Source organism: Rhizobium sp. Root274 (assembly GCF_001429245.1).
In the GTDB taxonomy this organism is placed as follows: Bacteria; Pseudomonadota; Alphaproteobacteria; order Rhizobiales; family Rhizobiaceae; genus Allorhizobium.
On record NZ_LMJE01000001.1, the window covers coordinates 1,478,757 to 1,503,291 of the forward strand.

A 24,535-nucleotide genomic window follows, 5' to 3' on the forward strand; every position below is an offset into this window, starting at 1 on the left:
AACCCCGTCCTGTCGCCAGGGCGGGGTTTTGAATTCGGGCCTCAGTATCAGCGGTAATAGACGATCTTGCCGCCATTCATCGCCGTTTCGACCCACAGCACGTTACGGGTGGCAATCTTGCGGGTCTTCAGCGCGGCCGAAAGGTTCGCGTCGTCGGCAACCCGGGCCTGAGCCATGCGCAGGCTGTTGCCAGTCGGGAAGGTCACCTGCAAGGGCAGGTCGTCGCGATCGTCGCGGTCGCCGCGACCACCGCTACCGACCACCCGGATGGCGGTGACATTGTCATCGTAATGCTTGCCAAAGAGGACCTCTTGCGGGGTCAGCTTCTGAACTTCGACATAATTTCCAGCCTGAGCCGACGCAGCGCCCAGGGTGACGGCCATGGCGAGGGCCAATGCAGCTTTCCTGATCATGATATTCTCCTTTGAAGGCCGGATGCTTGGGAGGCCATCCGGGGTGTCGAGTATCATGTGGTCACTCCCCCGGCGGATTTCCAGCGTCGTCACGTCAAGGTGATCAATTGCGCGCAATTAAACTGCCGCCCAGCGGCAGCCATAGCCGGAATGCGCCGGGCCACTTGATCCGGCCAGTGCGGCTGGCGATCCCTGGGGTCGATCGGGATTCTCCCGGATCCAAGATGCCTGCCGTTTCTCAGCCCTGGCGTGCCTTGCGGGCAGCGTAGCGTCGGTCTCGTTCGGCCTTGCGGGCCGCTTCGTCTTCGACGACGCGGGAGATGCGGTTCTTTTCGGCGGCCTCGCGGGCCTCCGTTTCAGCACGGGCGGCAGCTTCGGTAGCGGCCTGGCGTTCTTCGGCTTCGGCCTTCAGACGCGCCTGTTCCTCCGCCTTCAGGCGGTCGCGTTCGGCGTGGCGCTGTTCGCGGGCAGCTGCCACGGCGAGGCGCTCGGCCTGGCGGGCAGCGTTCATCGGCTCGGCGGCTTCCTTGGCAGCCTTGTAGGCCTGCAATTGTGCGGCCTTGGCTTCAGCGGCGGTGCTGCGGCGCTCGGAAAGTCCGTTGTCTCGGGTAAACTTCAAGTTCTGCTCCAGTCGTTCTCTCAGGAAAATTCAAGGTTTTTGCGCGCGCTTGGCCAGAAGCGCGGCTGTGACGTTTTCACGGTCCTGGCGCTCCTTGGCGAGACGGGCCTCGCGCAGGCGGAGGGTCTTTTCGTCGCGGGCTGCCGTGATCGAATCCAGTTCGTCGATGGCGCGGCCACGCGCCAGGAACTGCGATTGCGTCTTGGCGAAGGCGGCTTCCGCCGTCTGACGCGACTTGGTGAGATTATCGGTCATGTTGGTCTCCTTCGGAGGATTACCCGCAAGGGGGTAATAAAAAAGGCCAGGCGCATTGCCTGACCTTCCGTGGGATCGCGCTTTCGACAGTGCCAGTACATCCGTGGTCAAGGGAAAGCAGATCCCGGATCTATCAGGCTGCCTGCAGGTTGCAGGCCGACATCTTGCCCGACTTGTTGTCGCGCTCCATGTCATAGGCGATCTTCTGGCCTTCGACGATTTCGCGCATTCCGGCGCGTTCGACAGCCGAGATGTGGACGAATGCGTCCGGGCCGCCGTTGTCAGGCTGAATGAAGCCGAAGCCCTTGGTGGAATTGAACCATTTTACTGTGCCAGTGGTCATGATGAACCCTTTCGTAGCGCATAGATTTTCCCCAGCGCGACTGCGCTGCGGACAGGATAACGATTTTTGAAAGGAAGGTTCGTCAGGGCGCATCGAATGCGCGGTAACCAAAGCTTAGCAAGCAAATATCGATGACCCCTAGATAGAGACTTTGCTTGTGAAAGTCAACCATCGGTTCTGATTCAGGTCTCTTTTCAATCAAAAGTGTAATTTTTGGCGCTACAACCCGAACCCGTTTTATCCGTCACAAGTGCATGAAAACGGCTCTGATCCGGGCCAGAAACCTCTTTCGCTTTTCCTCGGTTGCCCGATCCATATCGTGGATCGCCAACATGCGGAAATCGACGCCCTTGGCGCAAAATGCCGCCACTCCGCGCTTCAGGATGCGCTTCAGCGGATTGCCCATGTAGAGGTGAACTACCCACCAGGGGGACCCCGTGGAGGTAACCACCCACAAGGTGCGGATGTGGGTCAGAAGCGGCACGATACGCCCGCCCGCCTTGTCGTGCTCGAAGGCGACGCCAGGGACCAGAATGCGATCGATGAAGCCTTTCATGATCGCCGGAAGGTTGAACCACCACTGCGGAAAGACCAGAACCAGGCCATCGGCCGCCTGCAGCTGCTCAACCATGCCGGAAACCTCCGTGGGCTGGTAGCCCGGTTCCATATAGGCGGCACGCTCTGCGGCCGAGAGGCGCGGATCGAAGTCCTCGGCATAAAGATCAAGTAGATCCACGACATGACCCTGCGCTTCCAGAGCCTCGACCACCGTGCGGGCGGCAGAGGCGGCAAAGCTCTCCGGCAAGGGATGGGCGAGCACGACGAGGAAACGCCGCGCGGCCATCAGAAGAGGCTGCCCTGCCCTGCCGGCGGCTCGCTTTTGCGCGGTTGTTTCTGCGCCGGCGCCGAGCGGGACGGCTGCGCAACCAAGGGTTCCCGGGGCGCTACGCCTTCGCCGGCGACTGCGGCGACACGTCCATCGGCGAGCTCGATTGCGATCGCCTGGCCATGCGCCAGGGCCGCCGCCCGCGAAACCGGGCGATCGTCTGCATCGCGAATGACGGCATAGCCGCGCTGAAGCACGTTCTTGTAGGACAGCGATTGCAGCACGCGGTCCTGCGCGATCAGCGCCTGGCGGGCACGGCGGAGATCGCCGACCACAGCCGTGTCTGCGCGCCGTCCGAAACCTTCAATCCGGTCGCGTGCCCGCTCCGTCATCGCCTTCAGCCGGGACGGCATAGCGTTCAAGGTGGCGTCGAACCTGTCGAGACGAGCCTTGTTGCGGTCGAGCAGCCGCTCGATGATGCGCTCGGCGAGCGCCGTGCGCTCTGCCAGGCGCTGCCTGCGCTCCACCAGCCGCCGGGCCAGCATGTCCGGTGAAAGCTTTGCTGCGGCCCGTTCAAAAGTCCGGCGCTTGTTCATCGTATTGAGTTCGAGACTACGCCCCAGACCGGCTGCGGCCTCATCGAAGCGGCGGCGCGGAAGCGCGAGCAGCTGATCAAGCGACGGCAAGGCCCGAACCAGAGCGCGCAGGTTCTGGCGGCGGCTGTCCATCTGGCGGTTCATAGCGCCCGAAAGACGGGCCGAGAGCGTTGCGACCTGGGCCTCCAGATCGGCCTTTACCGGTACTGCCATTTCGGCCGCACCCGTCGGCGTCGGGGCGCGCACGTCGGCTGCGTAGTCGATCAGTGTCCAGTCGGTTTCATGGCCGACGGCGGAGATGAGCGGAATATCGCTCGCTGCCGCCGCGCGCACCACGGCCTCGTCGTTGAAGCTCCAGAGGTCTTCCAGGCTGCCGCCACCGCGCGCGACGATCAGCACATCGGGGCGCGGCAGGTCACCGCCGGGCGAAAACGCGTTGAAGCCCCGGACGGCATTCGCCACCTCGTCGCCCGACCCTTCGCCCTGAACCTTGACCGGCCAGACCAGCACATGCACCGGGAAGCGATCAGAGATGCGGTGCAGGATATCGCGGATGACGGCACCGGTCGGCGAGGTCACGACGCCGATCACCTTCGGCAGGAAGGGCAGCAATTGCTTTGCGGCCGGATCGAACAGGCCTTCTGCCGTAAACCGGCGCTTGCGCTCCTCGATCAGCGCCATCAGGGCACCAGCACCCGCCGGCTCCATCTGCTCGATGACGATCTGGTATTTCGACGAACCGGGAAAGGTGGTGATGCGGCCCGTCGCAATCACTTCCATGCCCTCTTCCGGGCGATATTTCAGCTTCGAGAACGACCCTTTCCAGACGACCGCATCGATGCGAGCCTTGTCGTCCTTCAAGGAGAAATAGGCGTGGCCGGAGGAATGCGGGCCGCGATAGCCGGAGATCTCGCCCCGCACCCTTACATGATCGAAGGCCGTTTCGATGGTACGCTTGATCGAGCCTGAGAGTTCCGAAACGGAAAACTCGGTGAGGTTCGTCGGCGAATCGCTGTCGAAGAAATTGCTCATTTCCCCTTGCTAGCCGAAATTTCCGGCGAGATCAGCCCATGCCGGCTTCGCCGCGCAGGTTTCCCCGGCAATGATCAGGGCAGATTGACGGTGAAAATCTTCAGGCCTGACGGGCCCTCGATCGCAACCGGCGTCAGATAGGCGGGCACGTTGCCCTTGGCCAATTGCGCATAAAGCCCGTCCGGCTTCATCGTCGCAATCTTCTCGCTCTGGATGAAATCCGGGCAAAAGGCGAGAATGCCAACGTTAGCACCGCGCAGAAAAGCGGCGGCTTCTTCCGGTTCGGCAAGGCCGATATGGAGCTCGGTCAGCATGCCGCCCTGGTTGCGATGATAAGGGCCAGTCAGCACCCTGTGCTTGGTGAAGCGCAGGATTTCCGGGCCGATGTCAGAGGGAGCAGCAACCGTGGTTGGCGGCAACTTGGCAAGCGCCGCGTAGGAAGCCGGCATGTCGCAGTCCTTTGTGCTCGCCGCCTGCCCCGATGCGGGCGCCTCCACCAGCGACTTCATCCGGTTGGTGACGCCGGCCGTGCCCTCGACGAAAAGGACCCCACCGATGACCCAGGCGCTGGGCACCGACAGGATTGCGGTCAATGCAAAGACCAGGCCGGCACCCAGTAGCTCCGGCTCGTCTCTGGCTTTGCGGCGCAGATCCGAGATCAGCAGGGAGAGCGGCAGGATGGCGTAGAGGTTGGAGAAGGTCGCGCCCCGCACCTGCACGAGCGCCACGAGAAAGCTGATGCCAAGAAGCGCCAGCAGGATGACATGGCTGCGGACACGGTCACGCCCGAGAATGCGGAAGATGCAGACGCAAAGGCCGAAGAAGCCGACGGCATAGAAGCCGCCGAAACTTTCCGCATCGAGCGCCAATTGCTGGCGGAAGGACTGGGCTTCGACCACGCCATCCAGCCAGAGCGTTTTCAGCAGGGGATCAAGCTCGTTGAGCGGGTTTTGCAGGCATTGCGGCGCAATCACCACGGCGGTCGCCAGAACCAGTGCACCGGTGATCAGGATGGCAGCGATGCGCGGGCGCAAGCCGGTGTTACCGGTAAGGTAAGTCGCGCAGAAGAGGGCGGCCGCGCCGATGCCGACAATGGCGTAGAAGCCGATCGACAGACTATCGCAGGTGACGGCCGCATAACGGGCCGGTGGCACGGTGGCGAAGAACAGGGCCGAGAGCGATAGCGCGAGCGTCAGCGAAAAGGACCGGGCGGCGCTCGCATAGGCTGGCCCTTCCACGATCCAGACGAGGCCGACGATGGCGCAGACGACAGCCACCAGCGGCGTCGTCTCGGCACCGATGGCGATGGCCACTGCTGCCGCAAGGCCGGCGATCGCATGGCTGACCCTGCCCCGCAATGGGTCGAGAAGTCCAGCCGCCATGATGGCAGCAAGCACCATCTGGACATTGTGGTGATCGATGGAGCCGGGCAGGAAGCGGTTGCCGGTGATGCAGAAGACCGCGGTCAGCATCAGCGTGATATGCAGCGTCGCCTCATTGCCGATCCTTCGGGCAGCACATGCCATGGCCGTCATCAAGGGCACGACCAGCGACAGCGGCCAGACCAGCAGCGCCAGCGCTTCGGCCTGTTCGCCGGGCACAACATGGGAGAAGAGGCGGATGAGAAACGCGATCGGCAGGTCGATCAGCCGCGACCAATGCATCAGCGTGCCGCCGGCCAAGCCTAAGCGATACTGCATTAGGTCGAACCATGACTGTCCGGAGAGCAGATCGCGCACCTCGACAAGGCGCATGACGTCGTCGTTGTCGCCGCCGACATAATCACGCGCGCCCGGCAGGTTGAGAAGAGCGATCAGGAGGATGGCGGACAGGCTGTAGAAACCGACCCACAGGGGGAGAGATCCCCGCCATGAGTGTCGCTCGGACGCCGGTAAGGATACGTCAACCATCAATCCCCCGTTCTCCGAAGTTGCGCGCATGGACTGGCTCTTTGCAATCCTTCGAAGATGATACTCCGGCGAAACCTAGCCTTAACCTTCTCAAGAAATAGTAAAGCAACAGAGGACCATAGGGGCCTCCACAGCTTCGACAGGTTTCCCATGAGTGGTTCGGCCTCCAATGCTCCCGACATCGCCGTTCTCTTGCCCTGCTACAACGAAGCAGCGACGATCGGCCAGGTCGTGCGCGATTTCCGCGTCGCCCTGCCGGATGCGCGGATCTACGTCTACGACAACAATTCCACTGACGGGACAGCGCTCACCGCCATGCTCGCCGGTGCAACCGTCGTGCGCGAACGGCGCCAGGGCAAGGGCCATGTGGTGCGCCGGATGTTCTGCGACATCGACGCCGACATCTACATCATGGCCGATGGCGACGGCACCTATGGCCCTGGAGATGCGGAAGAACTCATCCGCACATTGATCACCGAGCGGGTCGACATGGTGGTCGGCACGCGGCGTGGGGTGCATGACGATGCGGGGCGCAACGGCCATGCCTTCGGCAACCGGCTGTTCAACGGGCTTTACCGCCTGCTGTTCGGCAATGATTTCACCGACATCCTCTCCGGCTACCGGGCCTTCTCGCGCCGCTATGTGAAAAGCTTCCCCGCCGTTTCCGCCGGTTTCGAGATCGAGACGGAAATGTCCGTGCATGCCTCGCGCCTGAAACTGCCGGTCTGCGAAATCGAACTCGATTACGGCCGCCGGCCGGAAGGCTCGCATTCCAAGCTCTCGACCTTCAAGGATGGCTTCAAGATCCTCTGGATGTTCGCCATGCTGATGAAGGAAACGCGGCCATTCGCCTTTTTCGGCCTGATCTCGGCCGGCCTGATGGCCGTCAGCCTCGCGGCCATGGCACCCGTGCTCTACGAATTCTTCACGACCGGCCTCGTCTCGCGCATGCCGACCTGGATTGGCGCCATGGCGCTGATGATGATGTCCTTCCTGTCATTCACGGCTGCGATGATCCTCGATTCCGTGGCCCGCTCGCGGGCAGAACAGCTGCGCATCCACTACATGACCCTGCCCGCCCTCAAGCGCACGGTGTTCACGTCGGAGCAGGCGGCTGACGCGACTTCGGCCAAGACAGGCCGCTCGGCCCGGGCTGCGGCAAAGGGCGACCGCTCGCGGGCGGCATGAGCAAGTTCCTGCGCTTTGCGATCGTCGGGGGTGCCGGTTTCCTGGTCGATGCCGGCATACTCTGGCTGCTGCTGACCTACACGCCGCTCGGCCCGCTGTCAGGCCGTGCCATCGCGATTGCCCTTGCCATGACAACGACCTGGCTGCTCAACCGGCGCTTCACCTTCGGAGCCTCGCGGCGCTCGATCGTGGTCGAGGGCTTCCGCTACGGCTTTATCGGGCTCGTCACATCAGTGGTCAATTACGGCGTCTATGCGGGGCTGTTGATCATGGCGCCCCTGCTCAGCCCCTATGCGGCGCTGGTGGCCGCGTCGATCGCGGCCATGCTGTTCAGCTTCTTCGGCTATTCGCGCTATGTCTTTCGCCGCTGATGGAGAAGACGCGGTTTACACCGCTTCCCAGCCATCCTTGTCCGCTGCGCGGTAGATCGCGTCGATCAGCTTCTGGTTTGCCTTTGAGCTTTCCAGCGTCACCACCTCGCCCTTGGTGCCGGCCACGGCACGGGCAAAGGCTTCGGCCTCCAGCTTGTACTGGCGGCTGTCGGGGAAGCGGAAGATCTGCGAGACGTTGTGGCCGCGATTGGTGAGCTCAACCTCTTCGGCACCCCAGCGATCGGCGTTGAAGGGCGACTTCACCTCGATAAATCCGTCCGTGCCGTGGAAGACCATCAGCTGGCGATTGGCCATCTGGGTCGCCACATAGAAGTTCAGCTCGAACCCGTCGAAATCCGCCTTCACGCTTGCGTAGATGTCCGTGCCGAACTCAGGATCGCGCTCGATCGTCGACTGGACGCGGACCGGCTCCTTGCCCGTGACGAAGCGGGTGGTGATGGTTGGGTAAACGCCGATATCCGGAAGCGCGCCGCCGCCGAGTTCGGGAATGTTGCGCATGTTGCCGGGATCTCGGTTGAAGTAGGTGAAGGAGCCCTGCACCATCTTCAGCGTGCCGATCGCGCCCTGGCTCAGCAGTTCGCGCACCTTCAGCCAGACCGGCGCGTAAGTCACCATATAGGCCTCGGTGATCAGCACCTTGTTGCGGTCGCGGGCTTCGATGATCGCGTCGATCTCGTCCGCCTTCAGCGCGATCGGCTTTTCACACAGCACATGCTTGCCGGCATTGGCCGCCTTGATGGCCCATTCGACATGCTGGCTCGTCGGCAGCGGAATATAGACCGCATCGATGGTATCGGAGGCGAGCATCTCCTCATAGGATCCGAAGGCATGCGGCACGGAAAAGCGGTCGGCCATTTCACGGGCACGGGCCAGATCGCGGCTTGCAACCGCCGTCACGACGGCGTTTTCGGCATCCTGGATGGCCGGCACGACGAGTTCACGACCGATCTTGGCCGTCGACAGAATTCCGAAACGCAGCATCTTATTCCTCCTCAAAATGTCGGGGCGGACATTAGGGGAAGCACCGGCAGGGTGCAACGGCGTTCGCTGACGAGGCGATGTAAATGCTGCAAGCAGAATGGCCGAAAATGTCCGCCTTTCGTCCGGCGCGCGCATGGTTGGCGGGTTTAAAGGGCTTATGCTAGGTTTCATCGCAACGACAGGAGACAGATATGTCCGCTCAAGATACCGCCCTCATCGTCGTCGACGTTCAGGAGAGTTTTCGCCAGGCGCCCTATTGGGAGGCTTCCGAACTGCCCGCCTATCTCGCCCGCCAGCAGGCGCTGACCGATGGGGCAAAGGCGGTCGGCATGCCGATCGTCCAGATATTCCACGTCGATACGGACGCACCCTTCACGCTCGAAAGCGGCTTGGTGCGCACGCTGGAAGAGATCACGATCGATCCCGATGTCACCTTCCACAAGGGCGTACATTCCGCTTTGGTCGATACCGGTCTTGAGGCGTGGCTGCGCGAGCGCGGTATCCGCCGCGTGATCGTCTCCGGCATCCGCACAGAACAGTGCTGCGAGACCACCAGCCGCCATGCATCCGATCTCGGTTTCGATGTCGACTTCGTCACCGAGGCGACGCTCACCTTCCCGATGACACATGCTTCGGGTCGTGTCTTCACGGCTGAAGACATCCGCATCCGCACCGAACTGGTGCTGTCGGGTCGCTTCGCCCGCATCGCCACTGTCGAGCAGGCGCTCGGCACCCTTTCCGCTGCCGCCTGAGAACTGCCATGGACGTGATCCCGGTCTTCATCCTCGTTCCGCCCGACACCCTGCTGATCGATATTGCCGGTCCGCTGGAAGTGCTGCGCTATGCGAACCAGGAGCAGGACCGGGTCCGTTTCGACTATCGCTACATCTCGGCAAAGCCCCGGCAGCAGACCTCGATCGGGCTTGTTCTCGACGGGCTGGAACCCCTGCCCGACAGCCTGCCGGAGAATGCGATCCTAGTCATTTCCGGCAGCCTGACGGTCGGCATTGCCGAGATTGCGCGGGAAGCAGAGCTTAAGACGCTGACGCGCTGGCTTGCAGGGACGGTTCGCTCCGACACGAAACTTGCGACCATCTGCTCTGGCGCGCTGCTGGCCGCCGCCGCCGGGCTGATGGAAGGTCATCAATGCACCACGCATGCCGAGTGTCTGGACGAGCTGCGCGCCCTCGCCCCGACCGCGAGCGTGCTGGAAAACCGTCTCTATGTCGAAGACGGCAATCGCTTCTCAAGCGCTGGAATTTCCACCGGCATCGACCTGATGCTGCATCTCGTCAGCCGCCTTGCTTCGCCTCAGGCCGCGCTTGCAGCCGCGCGCAAGATGGTCATCTATCTCAGGCGCAGCGGCCAGGACCCGCAGATGTCGCCCTGGCTGTCGGGCCGTAATCACATCCACCCGGCAATCCACCGCGCTCAGGATGCGATCATGGCCGATCCGGCGCGAGACTGGTCGCTACCGCGGCTGGCCGAGATCGCGCATCTGAGCGAGCGGCACCTGTCGCGGCTTTTTCGCGAGCATGTCGGCCTGTCGGTCGTCGACTACGTCAACCTGATGCGGGTGACACTTGCCCAGGAACTCTTGAAACAGTCCCGGCTCGACATGGAAAACCTCGCCCATCGCGCCGGCTTTACCTCGTCGCGGCACATGCGCCGGGTCTTTGCGCAGCATCACGGACTGTCCCCCAGCGCCTTTCGCAAGACGGCGGACTGAATTCGGAGACACTGGAAAGCGGCGTTGCTCAGAGCCGTTCATTTCTAAATGGAATCAGTTCTGTTGGCTCAAACGGAGTCGGATGGTCGACCGGCCGGCGCGTGTCGTAGCCACAGCCTACGGCCAAGCCGGCCGGTCGATCAGGCGGCCCGTTTCAGCCAACCCGAAGGGCCGGGCATCTTTCCGCCGGGATAAATGAACGGCTTTAGCCCATATCGACACCATGCGCAGGCGCCTGAAGCATTTCGCTTCTGAACCCATCAAAGCTTTTGAATGGTGCCTGCGACTGGCGCTTGATAGCGTCCCCGCGAGTTTTCGTTCCCCGATCCGTATTTGAGGCTCCCATGCAGAAACGTGCTCTCGGCCGCACCGGCCTTTCGATCGCCCCCGTCGTTTTCGGCGGCAATGTCTTCGGCTGGACCGCCGATGAGAAGACCTCCTTTGCCCTGCTCGACCGATTCTTCGATGCCGGCTTCAACACGATCGACACAGCCGATGTCTATTCATCCTGGGTCGATGGCCATGTCGGCGGCGAAAGCGAGACAATCATCGGGCAGTGGTTGGCGCGGGGCCATGTGCGGCGTGAGGACGTGGTGATCGTCACCAAAGTCGGCTTCGACAGCCAGGGGCGGAAGACCGGGCTGTCGCCCAAGTGGATTGGCGAGGCTGTCGAGGCCTCACTCAAGCGTCTCGGCACTGACTATATCGACCTCTATCTCGCCCATAAGCCGGACGAGGAGACGCCGATCGACGCGACGCTGGAAGCCTTCGGCCGTCTGAAGGACGCCGGCAAGGTTCGCGCCATCGGCTGCTCGAATTATGATGCCGTGCAGCTGAAGGCGAGCCTTGATGCTGCCGCGAAGGCTGGCCTGCCGCGCTTCGACGTTCTGCAGCCGGAATACAATCTCTATACGCGCGACCGGTTCGAAGGCCCGATCCGGGATCTCTGCCTTGCCGAGGAAATCGGCGTCATCAGCTATTATGCGCTCGCTGCCGGCTTCCTGACCGGCAAATACCGCAAGGCCGAGGACACGACCAATTCCTCTCGTGCCTACCGGGTCGGCGACTATATCAACCCGCGCGGCCTTCGCATCCTGGATGCACTCGACGCGGTTGCCGCTGAAACCCAGACGAGCCCTGCGACCGTGGCCATCGCCTGGGTCGCCGCACAGCCCGGCATTACGGCCCCGATCGCTTCGGCCACCAGCCTGCGCCAGCTTGATAGCCTTATCGCTGCCGGTCAGCTGTCGCTCTCGGATGCGCAGATCGCTCAGCTCAGCGAGGCGGCAGCATGAGTGCTTCAGCCCCCGTCATCCGCGACGCCACGAGCGCCGACGAGGACGCCTGGCGCGATCTCTGGGGCCAGTATCTTACCTTCTACAAGGTGGATCTGCCTGACGACGTGACCGCCCACACCTGGGCCCGCATCCTCGACCCTTCGTCTCGCGTCTCCATGCGCGTGGCTGATGTCGACGGGGTGCTGGCAGGTTTTGCCATCCATCATTTCCATGATTCCACCTGGGTGAAGACGCCGGACTGCTATCTGGAAGACCTGTTTCTAAAAGCGGCTTTTCGGGGTCGCGGCATCGGCCGGGCGCTGATCGACGATCTGATCGCGATCAGCAAGGCCAAGGGCTGGTCGCGGCTTTACTGGCATACCGACCGGGGCAATGAGACGGCGCGCAAGCTCTACGACACCTATGCCCCCGAAGACGGGCATGTTCGCTATCGGCTGAAATTCGTTTGATCCTGCTTATCCACGCCAGCGGAAGAAATCGATGAAGGCGCGCAGGGCCGGGCGCATCTGGCGGCGGCTGGGGTAATAGATCGAAAAGCCGTCGAACGGCGGGCACCAGTCTTCGAGCACGCGGACAAGCCGCCCCTCTTCGATGTCCTGGTGAACGCGGGCGTCGAAGATATAGGCGAGCCCTGCCCCGTCGATCGCGGCACGACGCATCAGGGTCTGGTCCGAGAGGATGAGGCTGCCGCGCACGTCGACGGAGAGTGCGCGGCCGTCCTTCTCGAATTCCCAGCGGTAGATGCTGCCGCTGGAAAAGCGGCGGCGGATGCAGATATGCGCCGCCAGATCGCGCGGATGCAACGGCCGTTCATGCTGCTCTAAATAGACGGGTGCGCCCACGACCGCGCCACGCCACGGTCCGCTGACGCGCACGGCAACCATATCGGCCTCCAGGTGTTCGCCCAACCTCAGACCCGCGTCGAAACCCTGCTCGACGATGTCCTGGAACCGATCATCCGTCGCGATCTCAAGCTCGATCTCGGGATAAAGCCGGGTGAATTCGCCGAGCCGCGGGGCGATGACGTCCTGGGCGGCAAGCAGCGGCATGGTGATGCGCAAGGGGCCGGCCGGATGGGCGCGACCGTCGGAGAGAGCGGTGAGCGCAGTATCGATATCGCCGAGCGCTGGCACCAGCACATCGAGAAGCCGGCGACCTTCCTCGGTCGGCGCCGCACTGCGGGTGGTGCGGGCGATCAGACGAAGGCCGAGGCTGCTTTCCAGCGCAGAGACGGCGTGGCTGACGGCAGAGGGCGCTATGCCCAGTTCGTCGGCTGCGGCGCGGAAGCTTCCGCGCCTTGCGACACAGGCGAGCACGGCCAATTGGGACAGCTGAGTTCGGTTCATTGTTCCAACAGATAGAACAAGCCATGAGGCTTTGCACCTGTTTTCAGAACTGAACAGCCGCCCTAGTTTATGTTCTGCCTGCTGTGCCGGCTTTCGCTGCCATGCTAGGCTTTAGTTCCAGATCCAGTCCTCGAAGGAGGTCCTAATGCAAATCCGTCGTCTCGGTTCTCTCACTCCTTCCGCCCTCGGCCTTGGCTGCATGGGCATGAGCCATGCCTATGGCACCAATATCGACGAGGCTTCCGCCCAGGCCCTGATCGACCGCGCGGTCGAGCTCGGCGTCACCTTCTTCGACACGGCCGAAGTCTACGGGCCCTTCACCAATGAAGAGCTGGTCGGCAAGACGCTGCGCAAACATCGCGACAAGGTGCTGATCGCCACCAAGTTCGGCTTCACCATCGGCGACGAGGCGAAGGCCGCTCGCCCCTCCGGTCTCGACAGCCGACCGGAGCATCTGCGTGCCGTGGCGGACGCTTCCCTCAAGCGGCTGGGCGTCGAGGTGATCGACCTCTTCTACCAGCACCGGGTCGATCCTGATGTGCCGATCGAGGAAACGGTCGGCGCCATGGCGGATCTGGTGAAGGCCGGCAAGGTCCGGGCGCTGGGTCTATCGGAAGCGAGTGCGCAGACGCTGCGTCGGGCGCATGCCGTGCATCCAATCGCCGCCATCCAGAGCGAATATTCGCTCTGGACCCGCGATCCGGAAACCAATGGCGTCTTTGACACCTGCCGTGAACTCGGCATCGGCTTCGTACCCTTCTCTCCGCTCGGGCGCGGCATGCTGACGGGTGCGCTGAAGGATCTCGGTAAGCTCGGCGCAAACGATTTCCGCCGCGGCCTTCCGCGTTTCGACCAGGAAAATTTCGACGCCAATCTGGCGCTCGTGACTGCGCTGGAAGCAATGGCTGCCGACAAGGGCGTGACTGCCGGCCAACTGGCCCTCGCCTGGGTGCTGGCCCAGGGCGATTTCATCGTGCCGATCCCCGGCACCACCAAGATCGCCAATCTGGAGAGCAATGTCGCGGCCACCGAGATCATGCTGTCGCCGCAGGACCTAGCGCAACTCGGCGCCATCGTGGCGCCCGACAAGGTGGCGGGCGCCCGCTACAATGAGTCGATGGCAAAGATGGCCGGGCGCTGACGTAGCAAGGGGAGGCTGCTCCAGCGTCCCCTGCCTCGTCTTTCCAGCATCAAATGGAAGCGGCGCCGCCCTCAGCTTCGGGCGCGGCGTCCCTCGGCAGTCGGCTTTCCGGCGTAGAACGACCGCTTGTTTTCATACATCGCGTCGTCGGCGCGCTTCATCAAAGCTTCCATGCTCTCGCCCGGCTCGCTCGTCGCCGTGCCGATGGAGATGCTGAGCGCCGCATCCGAATAGAACTGGTTGTTGATCTTCAGGATCTCGTGGATCGTCTCCACCATGCCCTGGGCCGCCTGATGATCCGCACCCGGCATCAGCAGCGCGAATTCGTCGCCGCCGATGCGCATGGCATGATGCGGCGCCTTCACCACGCTGTTCAATACCTCGCCGAAGCGACGCAACAACTGGTCGCCGGCATCGTGGCCGCGCTCGTCGTTTGCTTCCTTCAGCCCGTTCAGGTCGATGACGATGGCCGAGACCGGGCGCAGCGACTTGCGCTCCAGGCGGTTCAACTCGTCGGTATAGAAGGCGCGGTTGTGCAGCTTGGTCAGGATGTCGTGCTTGCCGAGATATTCGAGATAGGCCTCGGCCTTCTTGCGCGCTGTGATGTCTGTCAGCGCCACCTGCACCCGTGACCAGTCTCGCTCGTGACCCGGAAAGACGGCGAAGTTCAGGAGGATGTGCCGGACTGTACCGTCGAGAGCATAGTTCACCACTTCGCGGCTGTGAAACAGCCGGCCGTCCCAGAGGTCGATCAGCTGCTCGCGGAAAGGCTTTTCCATCTCGTCACGGAAGATCTCGCCCTGCCGCATGAGGAGCGTCTGGCGATCGGGTGCCGCAAACAGGTCAAGCGTTGCCTGATTGACATCGAGAACGCGGATTTCCGACATGCATTGGCGGACGAACTCCGGATGCACATCGGTAAAGACCCGGAAATCCTCGATGCCGCGTGACCGGACGTCTTCGATCAGGTTGCGAATGCTGCTGAAGTCCTCGATCCAGAGCGAGACCGGGGAATGTTCGAAAACCCCTTCGGCATAACGGCGGTTTTCCAGCTCGGCCCGGCGGGCGTCTTCCCGATCGGTCACATCCTCGGTGGTAACCAGGACCTGGGACAGGGTCTGCTCGTGGCCAGGGAACACAGAGCCGCGCAGCTGGATGTCGAGCCGCTGGCCGGTCAGCGTGTAATTGGCGGTGGCGCCGACAAACTCGGTCTTGCCGTCCCAGAGATCCGTCAACTCGTTGATATGCGCCTCCCACATGTCGTCACGGAAGACCTTGTCGAGATTGCCGGAGAGTTCGTCGAGATCGGCGGCCTCGAAGAGTTCGAGCGTCTTGCGGTTGACCTTGATGATGCGGATCTTGGACGAGCATTGCGCGACCCGCGAGACGTCTTGCCGCAGAAAGCTGCGCAGATCGGTCACACCGCCGGAACGCCAAACCTCGAATTGCGCTTTCACGGCGCTAAAATCCTCGATCCACATCGCGATCGGCGCGAGTTCGAAAATATTCGCGTCCACGGAATCGGTCATGAGTTTGCCTGCCTGAACATTCATTGCGTCATGAAAAATTGACGGTTCTTATGGAGCGCACCCTAGGCAGAGTTGATTAATGCAACCTTGCGCCCGAAGGGCAGAATCCGCCCCGAGGCTGACGTGTCCGGATGAACAGTGCGTTCGATGACCTAGTTCGAGGCTACGCAATGGCGATAGGCCGACGGTGTCGTTCCGGTTACCGCCTTGAACATGCGCGTCAGATGGCTCTGGCTGCTGAAGCCACAGGCGGTGGCGATCTGGGCGATCGGATCAGTGTCCGCCAGCATACGCCGGGCACGATCGATGCGGCGATTGAGGATGAAGGCATGGGGTGAGACACCGCAGCTAACAGTGAACATGCGCTGCAGGTGGAATTCACTCAAACCCGCAAGGGCCGCTAGGTCCTGCAGCGAAATCGTTCGGTCGAGCGAGGCGTCGATAAACTCGACCAACCGCCGGCGAACCAATGGCGCAAGCCCGCCACGCAGCGTCACGGCCTTCTCGCCCCCATAGCGGGGGTCGAGGAAGAGATGACCGACGGCCGTTGTCAGCGCCTGTTCGGCGAGCAGCCGTTCCCCGCTTCTCGTCGCTGCCGCCAGGCGCCCCAGTGCCGCGGCAAGTTGCGGGGCTTCATCGAATGTCGTTTCGGGGATCACCATCAGCCTGGCATCGCGATCGAAGGTCTGCGAGAACAGCCGCCGCAATTCCTGATCCGAGACATAGAGATGAACGAATTCGAAGGTGTCGGTGATCTCCCACTCGGATGAGGCGCCCTCCGGCATGATGCAGAGCGCGCCCGGCCAGCCATGAATAGAGCCGGCATCGATACGGCGGGTGCCATCCCCACCGAAGAGGTAACAGCTGAAAGTGTGGCCGTCGGCGCGCTCATATCGCATGCGGTCGTGGCTGTTGCGCCAGATGGCGCTTGCCCTGCCCTCGCCGAGGTCGAGCGTATCCAGCCGCTCGGCACGGGACGAGGCGGACAGCGAACCAAACACGGATGAGGCATGCAGCATGGAGACAATCCAGTGATATCGCAGGCATTTTAGCGCAAAATCGGGCTGGCGCCCACCACTGCCTGGCCAAGACGGCACCCGAAGGCGGAGTTCGCCGCAAGATCGTGCAAGAACTTTGCGCCAAACGCGCGTTGAAGTCTTCACCAAGGCTACCGCGCAGCGCCTGTACGCATTTTGCGTCCATCCGCTTCCAGACATGAAACGACATCCGATGACAAATTTCCTGCTGTTTTCCTCCACCGTCTTGATCTGGGGTACGACCTGGATTGCGATTGCGCTGCAGATCGGGCCTGTCCCGGTGCTGGTTTCGGTCTTCTATCGCTTCGCCACCGCCGCGCTCATTCTGGTCGCAGCGCTCGTCATTACGGGTAGGCTGAAGGTGCCGACACTGAAACAGCAGCCCTTCGTGCTTGCCCAGGCGCTCTGCCTGTTCTGCTGCAACTTCCTCTGCTTCTACCACGCCGCAAGCTATGTGCCGTCGGGCCTGATCTCGGTCGTCTTTTCGCTGGCGACGATCTACAACGCCGTCAATGCCCGCCTCTTCTTCGGCGACCGGATCAGCCCGCGCACGCTACTCGCCGCAACGCTCGGCGCCACCGGCCTCGTGCTGCTCTTCGGCGTCGACATCCTGTTCAGTCTCAACCCTGACAGCTGGAAGGGCATCGGCCTCTCGGCTTTGGGCACCTTGTTCTTCTCGCTCGGCAACATGGCTTCGCGGCGCAACAGCGCGTCGGGCATCGCACCGATCACCGCCAATGCCTGGGGCATGAGTTACGGAGCGCTGGCCCTGTTGCTGCTGATCGGGGTGACCGGCACACCGATCGTCGCGCCGCCGACGCTGACCTATTTCGCTGCCATGCTCTATCTCGCAGCCATCGGCTCGGTCGTCGGCTTCACCACCTATCTGATGCTCGTCTCGCGCATCGGCTCGCAGAAGGCGGCTTATGCCACGGTCCTTTTCCCCGTCGTCGCGCTCACCTTGTCGACGCTCTACGAGGATTATCACTGGACCCTCCTCTCAGGCCTCGGCCTGCTTTTGACCCTTGCCGGCAATGCCGTGATGTTTGCCAAGCTGCCGGCGCGTAAAACCGTACTCCTCCCGGAAAAGCAGCCGGCCTGAGCCGGGCCATATGTGACAGCCTGCCAAGGCGTGTGTGGCCGCATGAAATCACTTGGCGCGCAGATTTCGCGCGTCAGCGTCCGCTTTCTGCGCTATGAGGGCTGACCGATCCCTGACCTGCGCCGGAAAGCCAGACCATGCCCGCTAATCCCAAGCTTTGGCACCGCCCTTGACGCGGCTCACCGACACGGCCGCCCTCGACCGGCTGGGCTTCGCCGCCTTCTTCGCCGAGCAGGTCGGGCCGGACGAAAGCCATCTGCTCGTGCGGCGTATCTCGTCGGTTCACCGCGACCGCGTCGACGCGATCGATGGCAGCGGCCCAGCAATCCTTGAGCTCGCCCCGAATGCCAATACGGCCGATTATGCCGTCGGCGACTGGGTGCTCGCCGATCCTCACACCAATCTGTTTGTGCGCCGCCTGGAGCGACGTACCGTCTTCCAGCGCCGCGCCGAAGGCGTCATCGGCCACCAGCTGGCCGCCGCCAATGTGGACACCCTCTTCGTCGTCACCTCCTGCAATGCCGATTTCAACCCGGCGCGGCTCGAACGTTATCTGATCATGGCGAACGAAGCAGGCACCCGGCCGGTGATCGTGCTCACCAAGGCCGACATGGTGGACGACACCGAGACCTATGCCGCGCAGGCAGCCGCCCTGCAGCGGGATCTTTCTGTCGTGATCGTCAATGCCCGTTCGGCCGATGCCATCGAGCCCTTGATGCCCTGGTGCGGGCCGGGGCAGACGGTGGCGCTGGTCGGCTCGTCGGGGGTCGGCAAATCGACGCTGGTCAATACGCTGTCGGGCCCGAGTGCCGGAGAACCGCAAAAGACCGGCAGTATCCGTGAGCAGGACGCCAAGGGCCGCCACACGACCACGGCGCGATCCCTCCATGCCATTGCCGGCGGCGGCTGGGTGATCGATACGCCCGGTATCCGCACCCTCTATGTCAGCGACGTCACGGACGGCATCGACACGCTGTTTGCCGAAATCACCGACCTTGCCCCGCACTGCAAGTTCCGCGACTGCAGCCACTCCCACGAAAAGGGCTGTGCCGTGCAGGCCGCGATCAAGGAGGGAACGCTTGATCCTGCGCGCCTCGACCGCTGGCGCCAGCTTCAGGCGGAGAACCGCGACCGCACACCGGTCTTTACAGGCCCCAAGGGCAACAAGACGCTGCGCAAGAAGAAGTATTGAGCTTTCGGTCGCGCATCCCTACATAGGGGATACACACGACGCCCTTCGCACGCGTCGCATCCGCTCGCCTCATGCGAGCTTTTCTTCCCCGTTTACCGCGACATCTAGGGCTTCGGCATCCTGCCGGGGCATGTTTCGAATTGGAGACCAGCATGGCAGACGACACCACCGCCCCCACGGCGCCCAAGGGCTATGAACCCATCCCCTTCGCCAAGAAGCATCGCATCTCGGTCGAAGACGCGAAGGCGATCCTCGCCAAGCACGGCAATGACCGCAAGTCCGCCGACAAGGAAGGCCGTCGCGTCAGCCTTTGATGATGCTCCGGCACCGATACTCAAAAGGCCCTTTGCCAGCATATAGGGAAAGGGCCTTTTCTTTGCTCTCTGACAGTCCGGCAACAGATTTTAAAGCCTGATCAGGGATGCAGACTGCCGCCCGTCGACTTCTGGACATTGCCGACGATCTGTCTGATGCCCGCCTCTATCTCGACGAGCAGAAAACAGCTTCTGCCCGGCGTACCGCAATCGTTCGAGCCGACGGCGAGGCCAGAGCAGCCTGACCCACTTCAGCCGGAAGACGCGCTGTGATAAGCTCCAAGCGAAAGCAGGGGGGCTTGTGCGATGACAGACGAGCAGGCGGTTCGTGATCTTGCATTTCTCTACGTCCATGCAATGGCCTTCGGCGAAGCGGGGAAGCTCCGCGCAGCCTTCCACCCGAGTGCCGCAATCATAGGAAACTATCAGAACGATCTAGAATGGCTCAGCCTCGATGCCTTTATCGAGGCTATTCTCGCCGAGACCCCCGCCACGCCCGGATCAATACCTGTCTGCGACGTTCAATCCGTCACCGTCATCGGAGACACCGCATGCGTGACGGTGATTGACGAATTCGCGGGGCTGCGCTTCACCGACATCCTGTCTCTGGTGAAGGTCGCCGGCAACTGGAAGATCGTCAACAAGGTGTACTACATCAACCCCTGACGGGGGGGACGGATGGGAAGAGCGAGCGCCCATAAAACGCTCGCTCTTTGTTTTCATCAGGCGCGCAGCGCGCCGCCCGTCGACTTCTCGACATTGCCGACGATCTTCTTCGTCAGCGCGTCGAAATCCTCGTCGGTCAGGGTCTTGTCGGCCGGCTGGATCAGCACTTCGATCGCCACCGACTTCTTGCCTTCGCCCACCGAGGCCCCTTCGAAGATATCGAAGACGTTGACGCCCGTGATCAGCTTGCGGTCAGCACTGGTCGCTGCCTTGATGATCGCACCCGCCTCGACCGCCTTTTCGACGACGAAGGCGAAGTCGCGCTTCACCATCTGGAAGGGAGAGAGCTCCAGTGCCGCCTTGGTGCGGGTCGCCTTCTTCTTCGGCTCCGGCAGGGCGTCGACATAGACCTCGAAGCCGCAGAGCGTGCCGGAGACATCGAGCGCCTCCAGCGTCTTCGGATGGAATTCACCGAAGGTGCCGAGGATGACCTTGGGACCAGCCTTGATCGTGCCGGACCGGCCGGGGTGATACCATTCAGGACCACCCTGCTCGATCTGGACATTGCTCATCGGAATGCCGCAGGCTTCGAGGACTGCCAGCGCATCGGCCTTGGCGTCGAAGACGTCGACCGGCTTGCCGCCGCCCTTGGCCGTATTCGACCAGGCGCGACCGGCACCGGCAAGCGAGGCCGTGCCGCGACGGACACCGCCGGCGACGCGACGCTGGGTGTCAGGCGTATCGCCCTCATAAGTGCCCGACACTTCGAAGATCGCCACATCGCCAAAGCCGCGATCGGCATTGCGCTGGGCGGCGGTCAACAGGCCCGGCATCAGGGACGGACGCATGTCCGACATGTCGGCTGCAATCGGGTTGACCAGCTTCAGCTTTTCGCTGCCGCCGCCGAAGAGCTTGGCGTGCTCGGCCGGGATGAAGGACCAGGTGACGGCTTCCAGCATGCCGCGCGAGGCGAGCGCCCGGCGCGCCGTGCGGGTGCGGATCTGCAGGGTCGTCAGGATCTTGCCATTGACCGAACCGGTCGGCGGCAGCGGTTCCGGCTTGATCTTGTCGACACCGAACATACGCATGACTTCTTCGACGAGGTCTGCCTTGCCATCGACGTCAGGACGCCAGGAGGGAACCGAGACCTTGGCGGCCTTGTCGTCGCCCGAGAGGATCTCGAAGCCGAGGGCCGTCAGGATCTGGCGCGACTCCTCATTGGACACGGTCAGACCCGTCAGGCGCTTCACTTCCGCATAGGGGAAGTCGACCACCTTCTTGTCATGGCCCTTGTAGCCTTCGACCTTGGCGGCTGCCGCCGTGCCACCGCACATTTCGAGCACCAGTTCGGTGGTGCGCTCGAGGCCGGGGATCATGTATTCAGGGTCTACACCACGCTCGAAGCGATAGCGTGCGTCGGTGATGATGCCATGGGCGCGGCCGGTCTTGGCAATGTTGATCGGATCCCAGAGAGCCGACTCGATCAGCACGTTGACGGTGTTCTCGTCACAGCCTGAATGCTCGCCGCCCATGATGCCGCCGATCGATTCCGGACCGTTATCATCAGCGATGACGACATTGTTCGGGTTCAGCTTGTAGGTGCGGGTATCGAGCGCGAGGATTTCCTCGCCCTCCTTCGCCCGGCGCACGACAAGCGCACCCTTGACCTTGTCGGCGTCGAAGACGTGCATCGGACGACCCTGGTCGAAGGTCATGTAGTTGGTGACGTCGACCAGCGCCGAGATCGGACGAAGGCCGATCGAGAGCAGGCGCTGCTGCATCCATTTCGGGCTCGGGCCGTTCTTCACGCCGCGCACAAGGCGATAGGCGAAGCCGGGGCAGAGTTGGTCTTCGAGCTCAAGCTTGACCTCGACCGGCGTCTCACCGTCGACCTTGAAGCTTGGGGCTTTCGGCGCCTTGAGCGTGCCGAGACCGGAGGCAGCCAGATCACGGGCGATGCCGAACACGCTCGTGCAGTCCGGACGGTTCGGCGTCAGGTTGATCTCGATGACCGGATCATCGAGGCCGGCATAGGACGCGAAGGATGTGCCAACCGGCGCATCCTCGGGCAGGTCGATGATGCCGTTGTGGTCGTCGGAGATATTGAGCTCCTTTTCGGAGCACATCATGCCGTGGCTTTCGACGCCGCGGATCTTGCCGACGGACAGCGTCACATCGATGCCCGGCACATAGGTGCCAGGCCGCGCCAAGGCACCGATCATGCCGGCGCGGGCATTCGGCGCGCCGCAGACGATCTGCACAGGCTTGCCGTCGCCGGCATCAACCGAGAGCACCTTTAGACGATCCGCTTCCGGATGCTTTTCCGCCGTCAGGATCTTGGCAATGACGAAGGGCTTGTAAGCCGCCTTGTCATCGACATCCTCGACCTCAAGACCGATCGCGGTCAGCCGCTCGCAGATCTCGTCGAGCGAAGCCTCGGTTTCCAAGTGATCCTTCAGCCAGGAGAGTGTGAATTTCATTGTCTGGTCTCACTGAACAGGTTGGCGGAGATGCCGCCGTGCTTTGATATTGCGTCCCATACACGACAAAGATTGGCATTAACAGCCAATCTCTGCTTGGCAATCAACGCCAAAACATCGATTTCACGTTGCAGGAATTTGCTAAAGTTGACGTACGTAACGGCAGCAAAACGCGTTCTGCTCCCATGCACCCTATGGCCTAGGAAGGTGCAGCCTTTCACCTCTAAGTTATTCTTGTTATGGTCGGAAGGATGACCGGCTACCGCTATTCTGAGTTCTTTGATGGCGTCTAATTCGGCCTGAAGGCAGAAAAAGTGCTTCTGTCCAAAACAGCGAAGCACTTGCAGCGTTGCTTGGTTCTCCACAGCCAACGCCTGCAGAACTCCGTACATCATCAGTTGACCCATGTGCTGGTCTGCTGGCCACTCAGCTCGCTCAGCGGTCACTAGCATGTTCTCGACATCAAGCAGTGAGTCATTAGCGCCAAAATATCTGTCGAAGTCGAATGGTATTGAGCTCAGGCCAAATCGATACGCGGCATGGACACGATCATTGATTTTCGTACGGTAGTCGACAACCGAGTGCGCGCCTTCTGGATAAGAAAGGTCCGCATCTTCAGGAAGAGGCTTCCAATTCTTCAAAGCTTGAGAAGGATCGGGAGTTCGATCACCGAATGTAATGCTGGTCGGCTTCACGCCGCCTTCTCCGGCGCTTTTGCCCCTGGTGCCTTTACTCCAAGGAACATGCTCTTCACCGAGATGCCCTCATCGACCGTCGTCCACCAGATGCCTTCGTACATCAGCTCAATCTCGTTCAGGTTCTGCTCATCGAGGCCAGACAGAAACGGGTACCACCAAAGCGGTGCGGAGATCGTGCGGCCGTCGGCGAGCGTCACATGGACCTCGTCCTTTGTGCACCATGCCTTTACGGGACGCATCTCCTCGGTTTCAAATTCCAAAGAAGTCATTCCAGGCCTCGATCCATTCGCTTCGATGTTCGGCGATCACCGTCAAAATCCGCTCGATCTCCCGTTCATTGTATGTATCCAACATTCCGCGCCACTGCCAAATTCGCCAACCAGACCTTCAGCGACTTTCCATCCTTGACGACGTGTACATGCGCCGGTTCGCCTCGGTCGAGAGCGTAGAACCTGAACTTGTATCCATGCCAGACCAGGAGCGTTGGCATCGGCTTTGGTCATCCCCTCAATCAGTTTGCTATTGTTCGGAAGTCTCTCGATCCAAAAACGCGACCGACTTTGGCTAGGCAATTCACTGCCTCGTTTCCATCCCCCTCTTGCCCGAGACATCCGGCGATCGCGCGCCCGGTGCCTTTTCCCCGAGTAGCAGACTGACGACCGAGATATCCAGTTCGATATCGGGCCAGTGCATGCTATCAGGCATGAAGTCTATATTGTTCCGTTCCACCGGCATCGCGTCCTGAAGCTGCGGATACCACCAGACAGGAACGCTGACGATACGACCGTCCGTCAGTTCCACGTGCAGCAAGTCATCGGCGCAAAGCGCATCGACCGGGCGCATGTTCTCAAGATGTTCAATCACGTCTCATTGGCCTTCACATAATTCTCAAGCACGTCGTTGATCCGGCTCTGCCAGCCGGGACCGGTCCGGCGAAAATGCTCGACCACGTCGCTGTTCAATCTCAATCCCACCCGCTCCTTGACCGGAGCCTTTTGTGGACCGCGCTGGCCTCTGGTCTTAAAAAAGTTCGGCAGCTCCGGAAACTCGGATATCGGGCGCGCATTTGCGATGATCTCGTCCGTCAATTGTGACGCGTCCTCGCCATGAGCGATTTCATACTCGTCCAACGTGACCCGGCCGGCATCGACATCAACCAGCGTCGGGAGCGCGGGGCTTGCCCCTTTCGTAAACTTTGCGTTCGCGGTCATTGATCTTCCTCATCGAAATGATGCGCATCCTGCCGTTTCTGGGTGTCCAGCAGAGCCGACACAGAACACCGTCGAGATAGCCCGTCCAGTTATAGCGGATTTCGCCATAGTCCCGCCGAGTATCGACATCCACCAATATGGTTGCGGGATCGAAGTACACGACATCGGCAAAATCCAGCCCCCGCTCACGCAGGTTACGCTGCCGCTTCTCCTCGTCCCATTCCAGCTCCATCTTTA

The 24,535-nt window shown here is 61.9% G+C and carries 30 protein-coding genes; 12 read left to right on the plus strand and 18 right to left on the minus strand.

The features are described from left to right. Positions 1-47 precede the first annotated feature (47 nt). From ASE36_RS07300 to ASE36_RS07330, 7 genes are all read right to left on the minus strand, one after another. Positions 48-413, minus strand: a complete 366-nt coding sequence (locus ASE36_RS07300; RefSeq protein ID WP_062611279.1) for a hypothetical protein — start codon at positions 411-413, stop codon at positions 48-50. Positions 414-651: 238 nt separating this feature from the next. Further along, complete coding sequence (locus tag ASE36_RS07305) at positions 652-1,032, minus strand: DUF6481 family protein (protein ID WP_062277045.1); 381 nt, start codon at positions 1,030-1,032, stop codon at positions 652-654. A 30-nt stretch (positions 1,033-1,062) separates the two neighbouring features. Then, positions 1,063-1,287: a hypothetical protein gene (locus ASE36_RS07310; protein WP_062277048.1), complete on the minus strand. Its 225-nt coding sequence runs from the start codon at positions 1,285-1,287 to the stop codon at positions 1,063-1,065. Positions 1,288-1,420: 133 nt separating this feature from the next. Continuing rightward, positions 1,421-1,630: a cold-shock protein gene (locus ASE36_RS07315; RefSeq protein ID WP_025427963.1), complete on the minus strand. Its 210-nt coding sequence runs from the start codon at positions 1,628-1,630 to the stop codon at positions 1,421-1,423. Between the two features lie 244 nt (positions 1,631-1,874). Continuing rightward, positions 1,875-2,474, minus strand: coding sequence for an NAD(P)H-dependent oxidoreductase (locus ASE36_RS07320; protein WP_062277051.1), 600 nt, complete (start codon positions 2,472-2,474; stop codon positions 1,875-1,877). Further along, positions 2,474-4,084 carry an exodeoxyribonuclease VII large subunit gene (gene xseA, locus ASE36_RS07325; RefSeq protein WP_062277054.1) on the minus strand — a complete coding sequence of 537 codons (1,611 nt, stop codon included), beginning with the start codon at positions 4,082-4,084 and terminating at the stop codon, positions 2,474-2,476. Before xseA ends, ASE36_RS07320 begins: the two co-directional genes overlap by 1 nt. 74 nt (positions 4,085-4,158) lie before the next feature. Beyond that, positions 4,159-5,994 carry a hypothetical protein gene (locus tag ASE36_RS07330; protein WP_062277058.1) on the minus strand — a complete coding sequence of 612 codons (1,836 nt, stop codon included), beginning with the start codon at positions 5,992-5,994 and terminating at the stop codon, positions 4,159-4,161. A 150-nt stretch (positions 5,995-6,144) separates the two neighbouring features. Between ASE36_RS07330 and ASE36_RS07335 the strand changes: the two genes are divergently transcribed. Together ASE36_RS07335 and ASE36_RS07340 are read left to right on the plus strand one after the other, a co-directional pair. Next, on the plus strand, positions 6,145-7,182 hold the full coding sequence (locus ASE36_RS07335; protein WP_062277061.1) for a glycosyltransferase: 1,038 nt from the start codon (positions 6,145-6,147) through the stop codon (positions 7,180-7,182). Then, positions 7,179-7,553, plus strand: coding sequence for a GtrA family protein (locus ASE36_RS07340; protein ID WP_062277064.1), 375 nt, complete (start codon positions 7,179-7,181; stop codon positions 7,551-7,553). Before ASE36_RS07335 ends, ASE36_RS07340 begins: the two co-directional genes overlap by 4 nt. A gap of 15 nt (positions 7,554-7,568) precedes the next feature. On the opposite strand, the gene ASE36_RS07345 is transcribed toward ASE36_RS07340, so the two are convergent. Continuing rightward, on the minus strand, positions 7,569-8,555 hold the full coding sequence (locus ASE36_RS07345; RefSeq protein ID WP_062277067.1) for a Gfo/Idh/MocA family protein: 987 nt from the start codon (positions 8,553-8,555) through the stop codon (positions 7,569-7,571). A gap of 191 nt (positions 8,556-8,746) precedes the next feature. Between ASE36_RS07345 and ASE36_RS07350 the strand changes: the two genes are divergently transcribed. The 4 genes from ASE36_RS07350 to ASE36_RS07365 all read left to right on the plus strand — a co-directional run bounded on the left by ASE36_RS07350 (position 8,747) and on the right by ASE36_RS07365 (position 12,031). Further along, positions 8,747-9,307 carry a cysteine hydrolase family protein gene (locus ASE36_RS07350; protein ID WP_062277070.1) on the plus strand — a complete coding sequence of 187 codons (561 nt, stop codon included), beginning with the start codon at positions 8,747-8,749 and terminating at the stop codon, positions 9,305-9,307. 8 nt (positions 9,308-9,315) lie between these two features. Continuing rightward, positions 9,316-10,284 carry a GlxA family transcriptional regulator gene (locus tag ASE36_RS07355; RefSeq protein WP_062277073.1) on the plus strand — a complete coding sequence of 323 codons (969 nt, stop codon included), beginning with the start codon at positions 9,316-9,318 and terminating at the stop codon, positions 10,282-10,284. Positions 10,285-10,628: 344 nt separating this feature from the next. Beyond that, complete coding sequence (locus ASE36_RS07360) at positions 10,629-11,579, plus strand: aldo/keto reductase (protein WP_062277076.1); 951 nt, start codon at positions 10,629-10,631, stop codon at positions 11,577-11,579. Continuing rightward, a complete protein-coding gene (locus ASE36_RS07365; protein WP_062277079.1) occupies positions 11,576-12,031 on the plus strand; it encodes a GNAT family N-acetyltransferase in 456 nt (151 codons plus the stop codon). The genes ASE36_RS07360 and ASE36_RS07365 overlap by 4 nt, the downstream gene beginning before the upstream one ends. A gap of 6 nt (positions 12,032-12,037) precedes the next feature. On the opposite strand, the gene ASE36_RS07370 is transcribed toward ASE36_RS07365, so the two are convergent. Then, positions 12,038-12,928 carry a LysR family transcriptional regulator gene (locus tag ASE36_RS07370; protein ID WP_062277082.1) on the minus strand — a complete coding sequence of 297 codons (891 nt, stop codon included), beginning with the start codon at positions 12,926-12,928 and terminating at the stop codon, positions 12,038-12,040. Between the two features lie 145 nt (positions 12,929-13,073). Between ASE36_RS07370 and ASE36_RS07375 the strand changes: the two genes are divergently transcribed. Beyond that, positions 13,074-14,069 carry an aldo/keto reductase gene (locus tag ASE36_RS07375; RefSeq protein WP_062277085.1) on the plus strand — a complete coding sequence of 332 codons (996 nt, stop codon included), beginning with the start codon at positions 13,074-13,076 and terminating at the stop codon, positions 14,067-14,069. 71 nt (positions 14,070-14,140) lie between these two features. Here ASE36_RS07375 and ASE36_RS07380 read toward each other — a convergent pair whose 3' ends face one another. Then, the gene (locus tag ASE36_RS07380) at positions 14,141-15,598 is read right to left on the minus strand and encodes a sensor domain-containing diguanylate cyclase (protein WP_062278185.1); all 1,458 of its coding nucleotides are present in this window, start codon (positions 15,596-15,598) and stop codon (positions 14,141-14,143) included. A 152-nt stretch (positions 15,599-15,750) separates the two neighbouring features. After that, positions 15,751-16,497, minus strand: a complete 747-nt coding sequence (locus tag ASE36_RS07385; protein WP_062278187.1) for a helix-turn-helix domain-containing protein — start codon at positions 16,495-16,497, stop codon at positions 15,751-15,753. A gap of 331 nt (positions 16,498-16,828) precedes the next feature. Between ASE36_RS07385 and ASE36_RS07390 the strand changes: the two genes are divergently transcribed. From ASE36_RS07390 to ASE36_RS07400, 5 genes are all read left to right on the plus strand, one after another. Further along, entirely contained in the window at positions 16,829-17,737 is a 909-nt protein-coding gene (locus ASE36_RS07390; RefSeq protein ID WP_062277088.1) for a DMT family transporter, read from the plus strand. Between the two features lie 169 nt (positions 17,738-17,906). Beyond that, complete coding sequence (gene rsgA / locus ASE36_RS07395) at positions 17,907-18,929, plus strand: ribosome small subunit-dependent GTPase A (protein ID WP_082510958.1); 1,023 nt, start codon at positions 17,907-17,909, stop codon at positions 18,927-18,929. 152 nt (positions 18,930-19,081) lie between these two features. After that, positions 19,082-19,243, plus strand: a complete 162-nt coding sequence (locus ASE36_RS22855; RefSeq protein WP_200945157.1) for a hypothetical protein — start codon at positions 19,082-19,084, stop codon at positions 19,241-19,243. 107 nt (positions 19,244-19,350) lie between these two features. Further along, positions 19,351-19,488: a hypothetical protein gene (locus tag ASE36_RS22765; RefSeq protein WP_156378583.1), complete on the plus strand. Its 138-nt coding sequence runs from the start codon at positions 19,351-19,353 to the stop codon at positions 19,486-19,488. 61 nt (positions 19,489-19,549) lie between these two features. Further along, the gene (locus ASE36_RS07400; RefSeq protein WP_062277093.1) at positions 19,550-19,909 is read left to right on the plus strand and encodes a nuclear transport factor 2 family protein; all 360 of its coding nucleotides are present in this window, start codon (positions 19,550-19,552) and stop codon (positions 19,907-19,909) included. A 56-nt stretch (positions 19,910-19,965) separates the two neighbouring features. Here the strand turns inward: ASE36_RS07400 and pheT are convergent, their stop codons facing one another. From pheT to ASE36_RS22160, 7 genes are all read right to left on the minus strand, one after another. Next, positions 19,966-22,389, minus strand: a complete 2,424-nt coding sequence (pheT, locus tag ASE36_RS07405) for a phenylalanine--tRNA ligase subunit beta (protein WP_062277097.1) — start codon at positions 22,387-22,389, stop codon at positions 19,966-19,968. Then, positions 22,386-23,084 (minus strand): hypothetical protein, encoded by a 699-nt coding sequence (locus tag ASE36_RS07410; RefSeq protein ID WP_062277100.1) that lies wholly within the window; start codon positions 23,082-23,084, stop codon positions 22,386-22,388. Before ASE36_RS07410 ends, pheT begins: the two co-directional genes overlap by 4 nt. Continuing rightward, positions 23,081-23,356: a DUF2442 domain-containing protein gene (locus ASE36_RS07415; RefSeq protein WP_244474674.1), complete on the minus strand. Its 276-nt coding sequence runs from the start codon at positions 23,354-23,356 to the stop codon at positions 23,081-23,083. Before ASE36_RS07415 ends, ASE36_RS07410 begins: the two co-directional genes overlap by 4 nt. Before the next feature lie 65 nt (positions 23,357-23,421). Beyond that, positions 23,422-23,577 carry a DUF4160 domain-containing protein gene (locus tag ASE36_RS23005; RefSeq protein ID WP_244474675.1) on the minus strand — a complete coding sequence of 52 codons (156 nt, stop codon included), beginning with the start codon at positions 23,575-23,577 and terminating at the stop codon, positions 23,422-23,424. Positions 23,578-23,660: 83 nt separating this feature from the next. After that, positions 23,661-23,951, minus strand: a complete 291-nt coding sequence (locus ASE36_RS07425; RefSeq protein WP_062277106.1) for a DUF2442 domain-containing protein — start codon at positions 23,949-23,951, stop codon at positions 23,661-23,663. Further along, positions 23,948-24,298: a BrnA antitoxin family protein gene (locus ASE36_RS07430; RefSeq protein WP_082510877.1), complete on the minus strand. Its 351-nt coding sequence runs from the start codon at positions 24,296-24,298 to the stop codon at positions 23,948-23,950. The genes ASE36_RS07425 and ASE36_RS07430 overlap by 4 nt, the downstream gene beginning before the upstream one ends. Beyond that, positions 24,240-24,530, minus strand: a complete 291-nt coding sequence (locus ASE36_RS22160; protein ID WP_082510879.1) for a BrnT family toxin — start codon at positions 24,528-24,530, stop codon at positions 24,240-24,242. The genes ASE36_RS07430 and ASE36_RS22160 overlap by 59 nt, the downstream gene beginning before the upstream one ends. Positions 24,531-24,535 lie beyond the last annotated feature (5 nt).

Bases quoted from the DNA above. Each gene is read 5' to 3' on its own strand.
- ASE36_RS07300 (WP_062611279.1), bottom strand. From the start codon at position 413: ATGATCAGGAAAGCTGCATTGGCCCTCGCCATGGCCGTCACCCTGGGC.
- ASE36_RS07310 (WP_062277048.1), bottom strand. From the start codon at position 1,287: ATGACCGATAATCTCACCAAGTCGCGTCAGACGGCGGAAGCCGCCTTC.
- ASE36_RS07315 (WP_025427963.1), bottom strand. From the start codon at position 1,630: ATGACCACTGGCACAGTAAAATGGTTCAATTCCACCAAGGGCTTCGGC.
- ASE36_RS07320 (WP_062277051.1), bottom strand. From the start codon at position 2,474: ATGGCCGCGCGGCGTTTCCTCGTCGTGCTCGCCCATCCCTTGCCGGAG.
- xseA (WP_062277054.1), bottom strand. From the start codon at position 4,084: ATGAGCAATTTCTTCGACAGCGATTCGCCGACGAACCTCACCGAGTTT.
- ASE36_RS07330 (WP_062277058.1), bottom strand. From the start codon at position 5,994: ATGGTTGACGTATCCTTACCGGCGTCCGAGCGACACTCATGGCGGGGA.
- ASE36_RS07335 (WP_062277061.1), top strand. From the start codon at position 6,145: ATGAGTGGTTCGGCCTCCAATGCTCCCGACATCGCCGTTCTCTTGCCC.
- ASE36_RS07340 (WP_062277064.1), top strand. From the start codon at position 7,179: ATGAGCAAGTTCCTGCGCTTTGCGATCGTCGGGGGTGCCGGTTTCCTG.
- ASE36_RS07345 (WP_062277067.1), bottom strand. From the start codon at position 8,555: ATGCTGCGTTTCGGAATTCTGTCGACGGCCAAGATCGGTCGTGAACTC.
- ASE36_RS07350 (WP_062277070.1), top strand. From the start codon at position 8,747: ATGTCCGCTCAAGATACCGCCCTCATCGTCGTCGACGTTCAGGAGAGT.
- ASE36_RS07355 (WP_062277073.1), top strand. From the start codon at position 9,316: ATGGACGTGATCCCGGTCTTCATCCTCGTTCCGCCCGACACCCTGCTG.
- ASE36_RS07360 (WP_062277076.1), top strand. From the start codon at position 10,629: ATGCAGAAACGTGCTCTCGGCCGCACCGGCCTTTCGATCGCCCCCGTC.
- ASE36_RS07365 (WP_062277079.1), top strand. From the start codon at position 11,576: ATGAGTGCTTCAGCCCCCGTCATCCGCGACGCCACGAGCGCCGACGAG.
- ASE36_RS07370 (WP_062277082.1), bottom strand. From the start codon at position 12,928: ATGAACCGAACTCAGCTGTCCCAATTGGCCGTGCTCGCCTGTGTCGCA.
- ASE36_RS07375 (WP_062277085.1), top strand. From the start codon at position 13,074: ATGCAAATCCGTCGTCTCGGTTCTCTCACTCCTTCCGCCCTCGGCCTT.
- ASE36_RS07380 (WP_062278185.1), bottom strand. From the start codon at position 15,598: ATGACCGATTCCGTGGACGCGAATATTTTCGAACTCGCGCCGATCGCG.
- ASE36_RS07385 (WP_062278187.1), bottom strand. From the start codon at position 16,497: ATGCGATATGAGCGCGCCGACGGCCACACTTTCAGCTGTTACCTCTTC.
- ASE36_RS07390 (WP_062277088.1), top strand. From the start codon at position 16,829: ATGACAAATTTCCTGCTGTTTTCCTCCACCGTCTTGATCTGGGGTACG.
- ASE36_RS22855 (WP_200945157.1), top strand. From the start codon at position 19,082: ATGGCAGACGACACCACCGCCCCCACGGCGCCCAAGGGCTATGAACCC.
- ASE36_RS22765 (WP_156378583.1), top strand. From the start codon at position 19,351: ATGCAGACTGCCGCCCGTCGACTTCTGGACATTGCCGACGATCTGTCT.
- ASE36_RS07400 (WP_062277093.1), top strand. From the start codon at position 19,550: ATGACAGACGAGCAGGCGGTTCGTGATCTTGCATTTCTCTACGTCCAT.
- pheT (WP_062277097.1), bottom strand. From the start codon at position 22,389: ATGAAATTCACACTCTCCTGGCTGAAGGATCACTTGGAAACCGAGGCT.
- ASE36_RS07415 (WP_244474674.1), bottom strand. From the start codon at position 23,356: ATGACTTCTTTGGAATTTGAAACCGAGGAGATGCGTCCCGTAAAGGCA.
- ASE36_RS23005 (WP_244474675.1), bottom strand. From the start codon at position 23,577: ATGCCAACGCTCCTGGTCTGGCATGGATACAAGTTCAGGTTCTACGCT.
- ASE36_RS07430 (WP_082510877.1), bottom strand. From the start codon at position 24,298: ATGACCGCGAACGCAAAGTTTACGAAAGGGGCAAGCCCCGCGCTCCCG.
- ASE36_RS22160 (WP_082510879.1), bottom strand. From the start codon at position 24,530: ATGGAGCTGGAATGGGACGAGGAGAAGCGGCAGCGTAACCTGCGTGAG.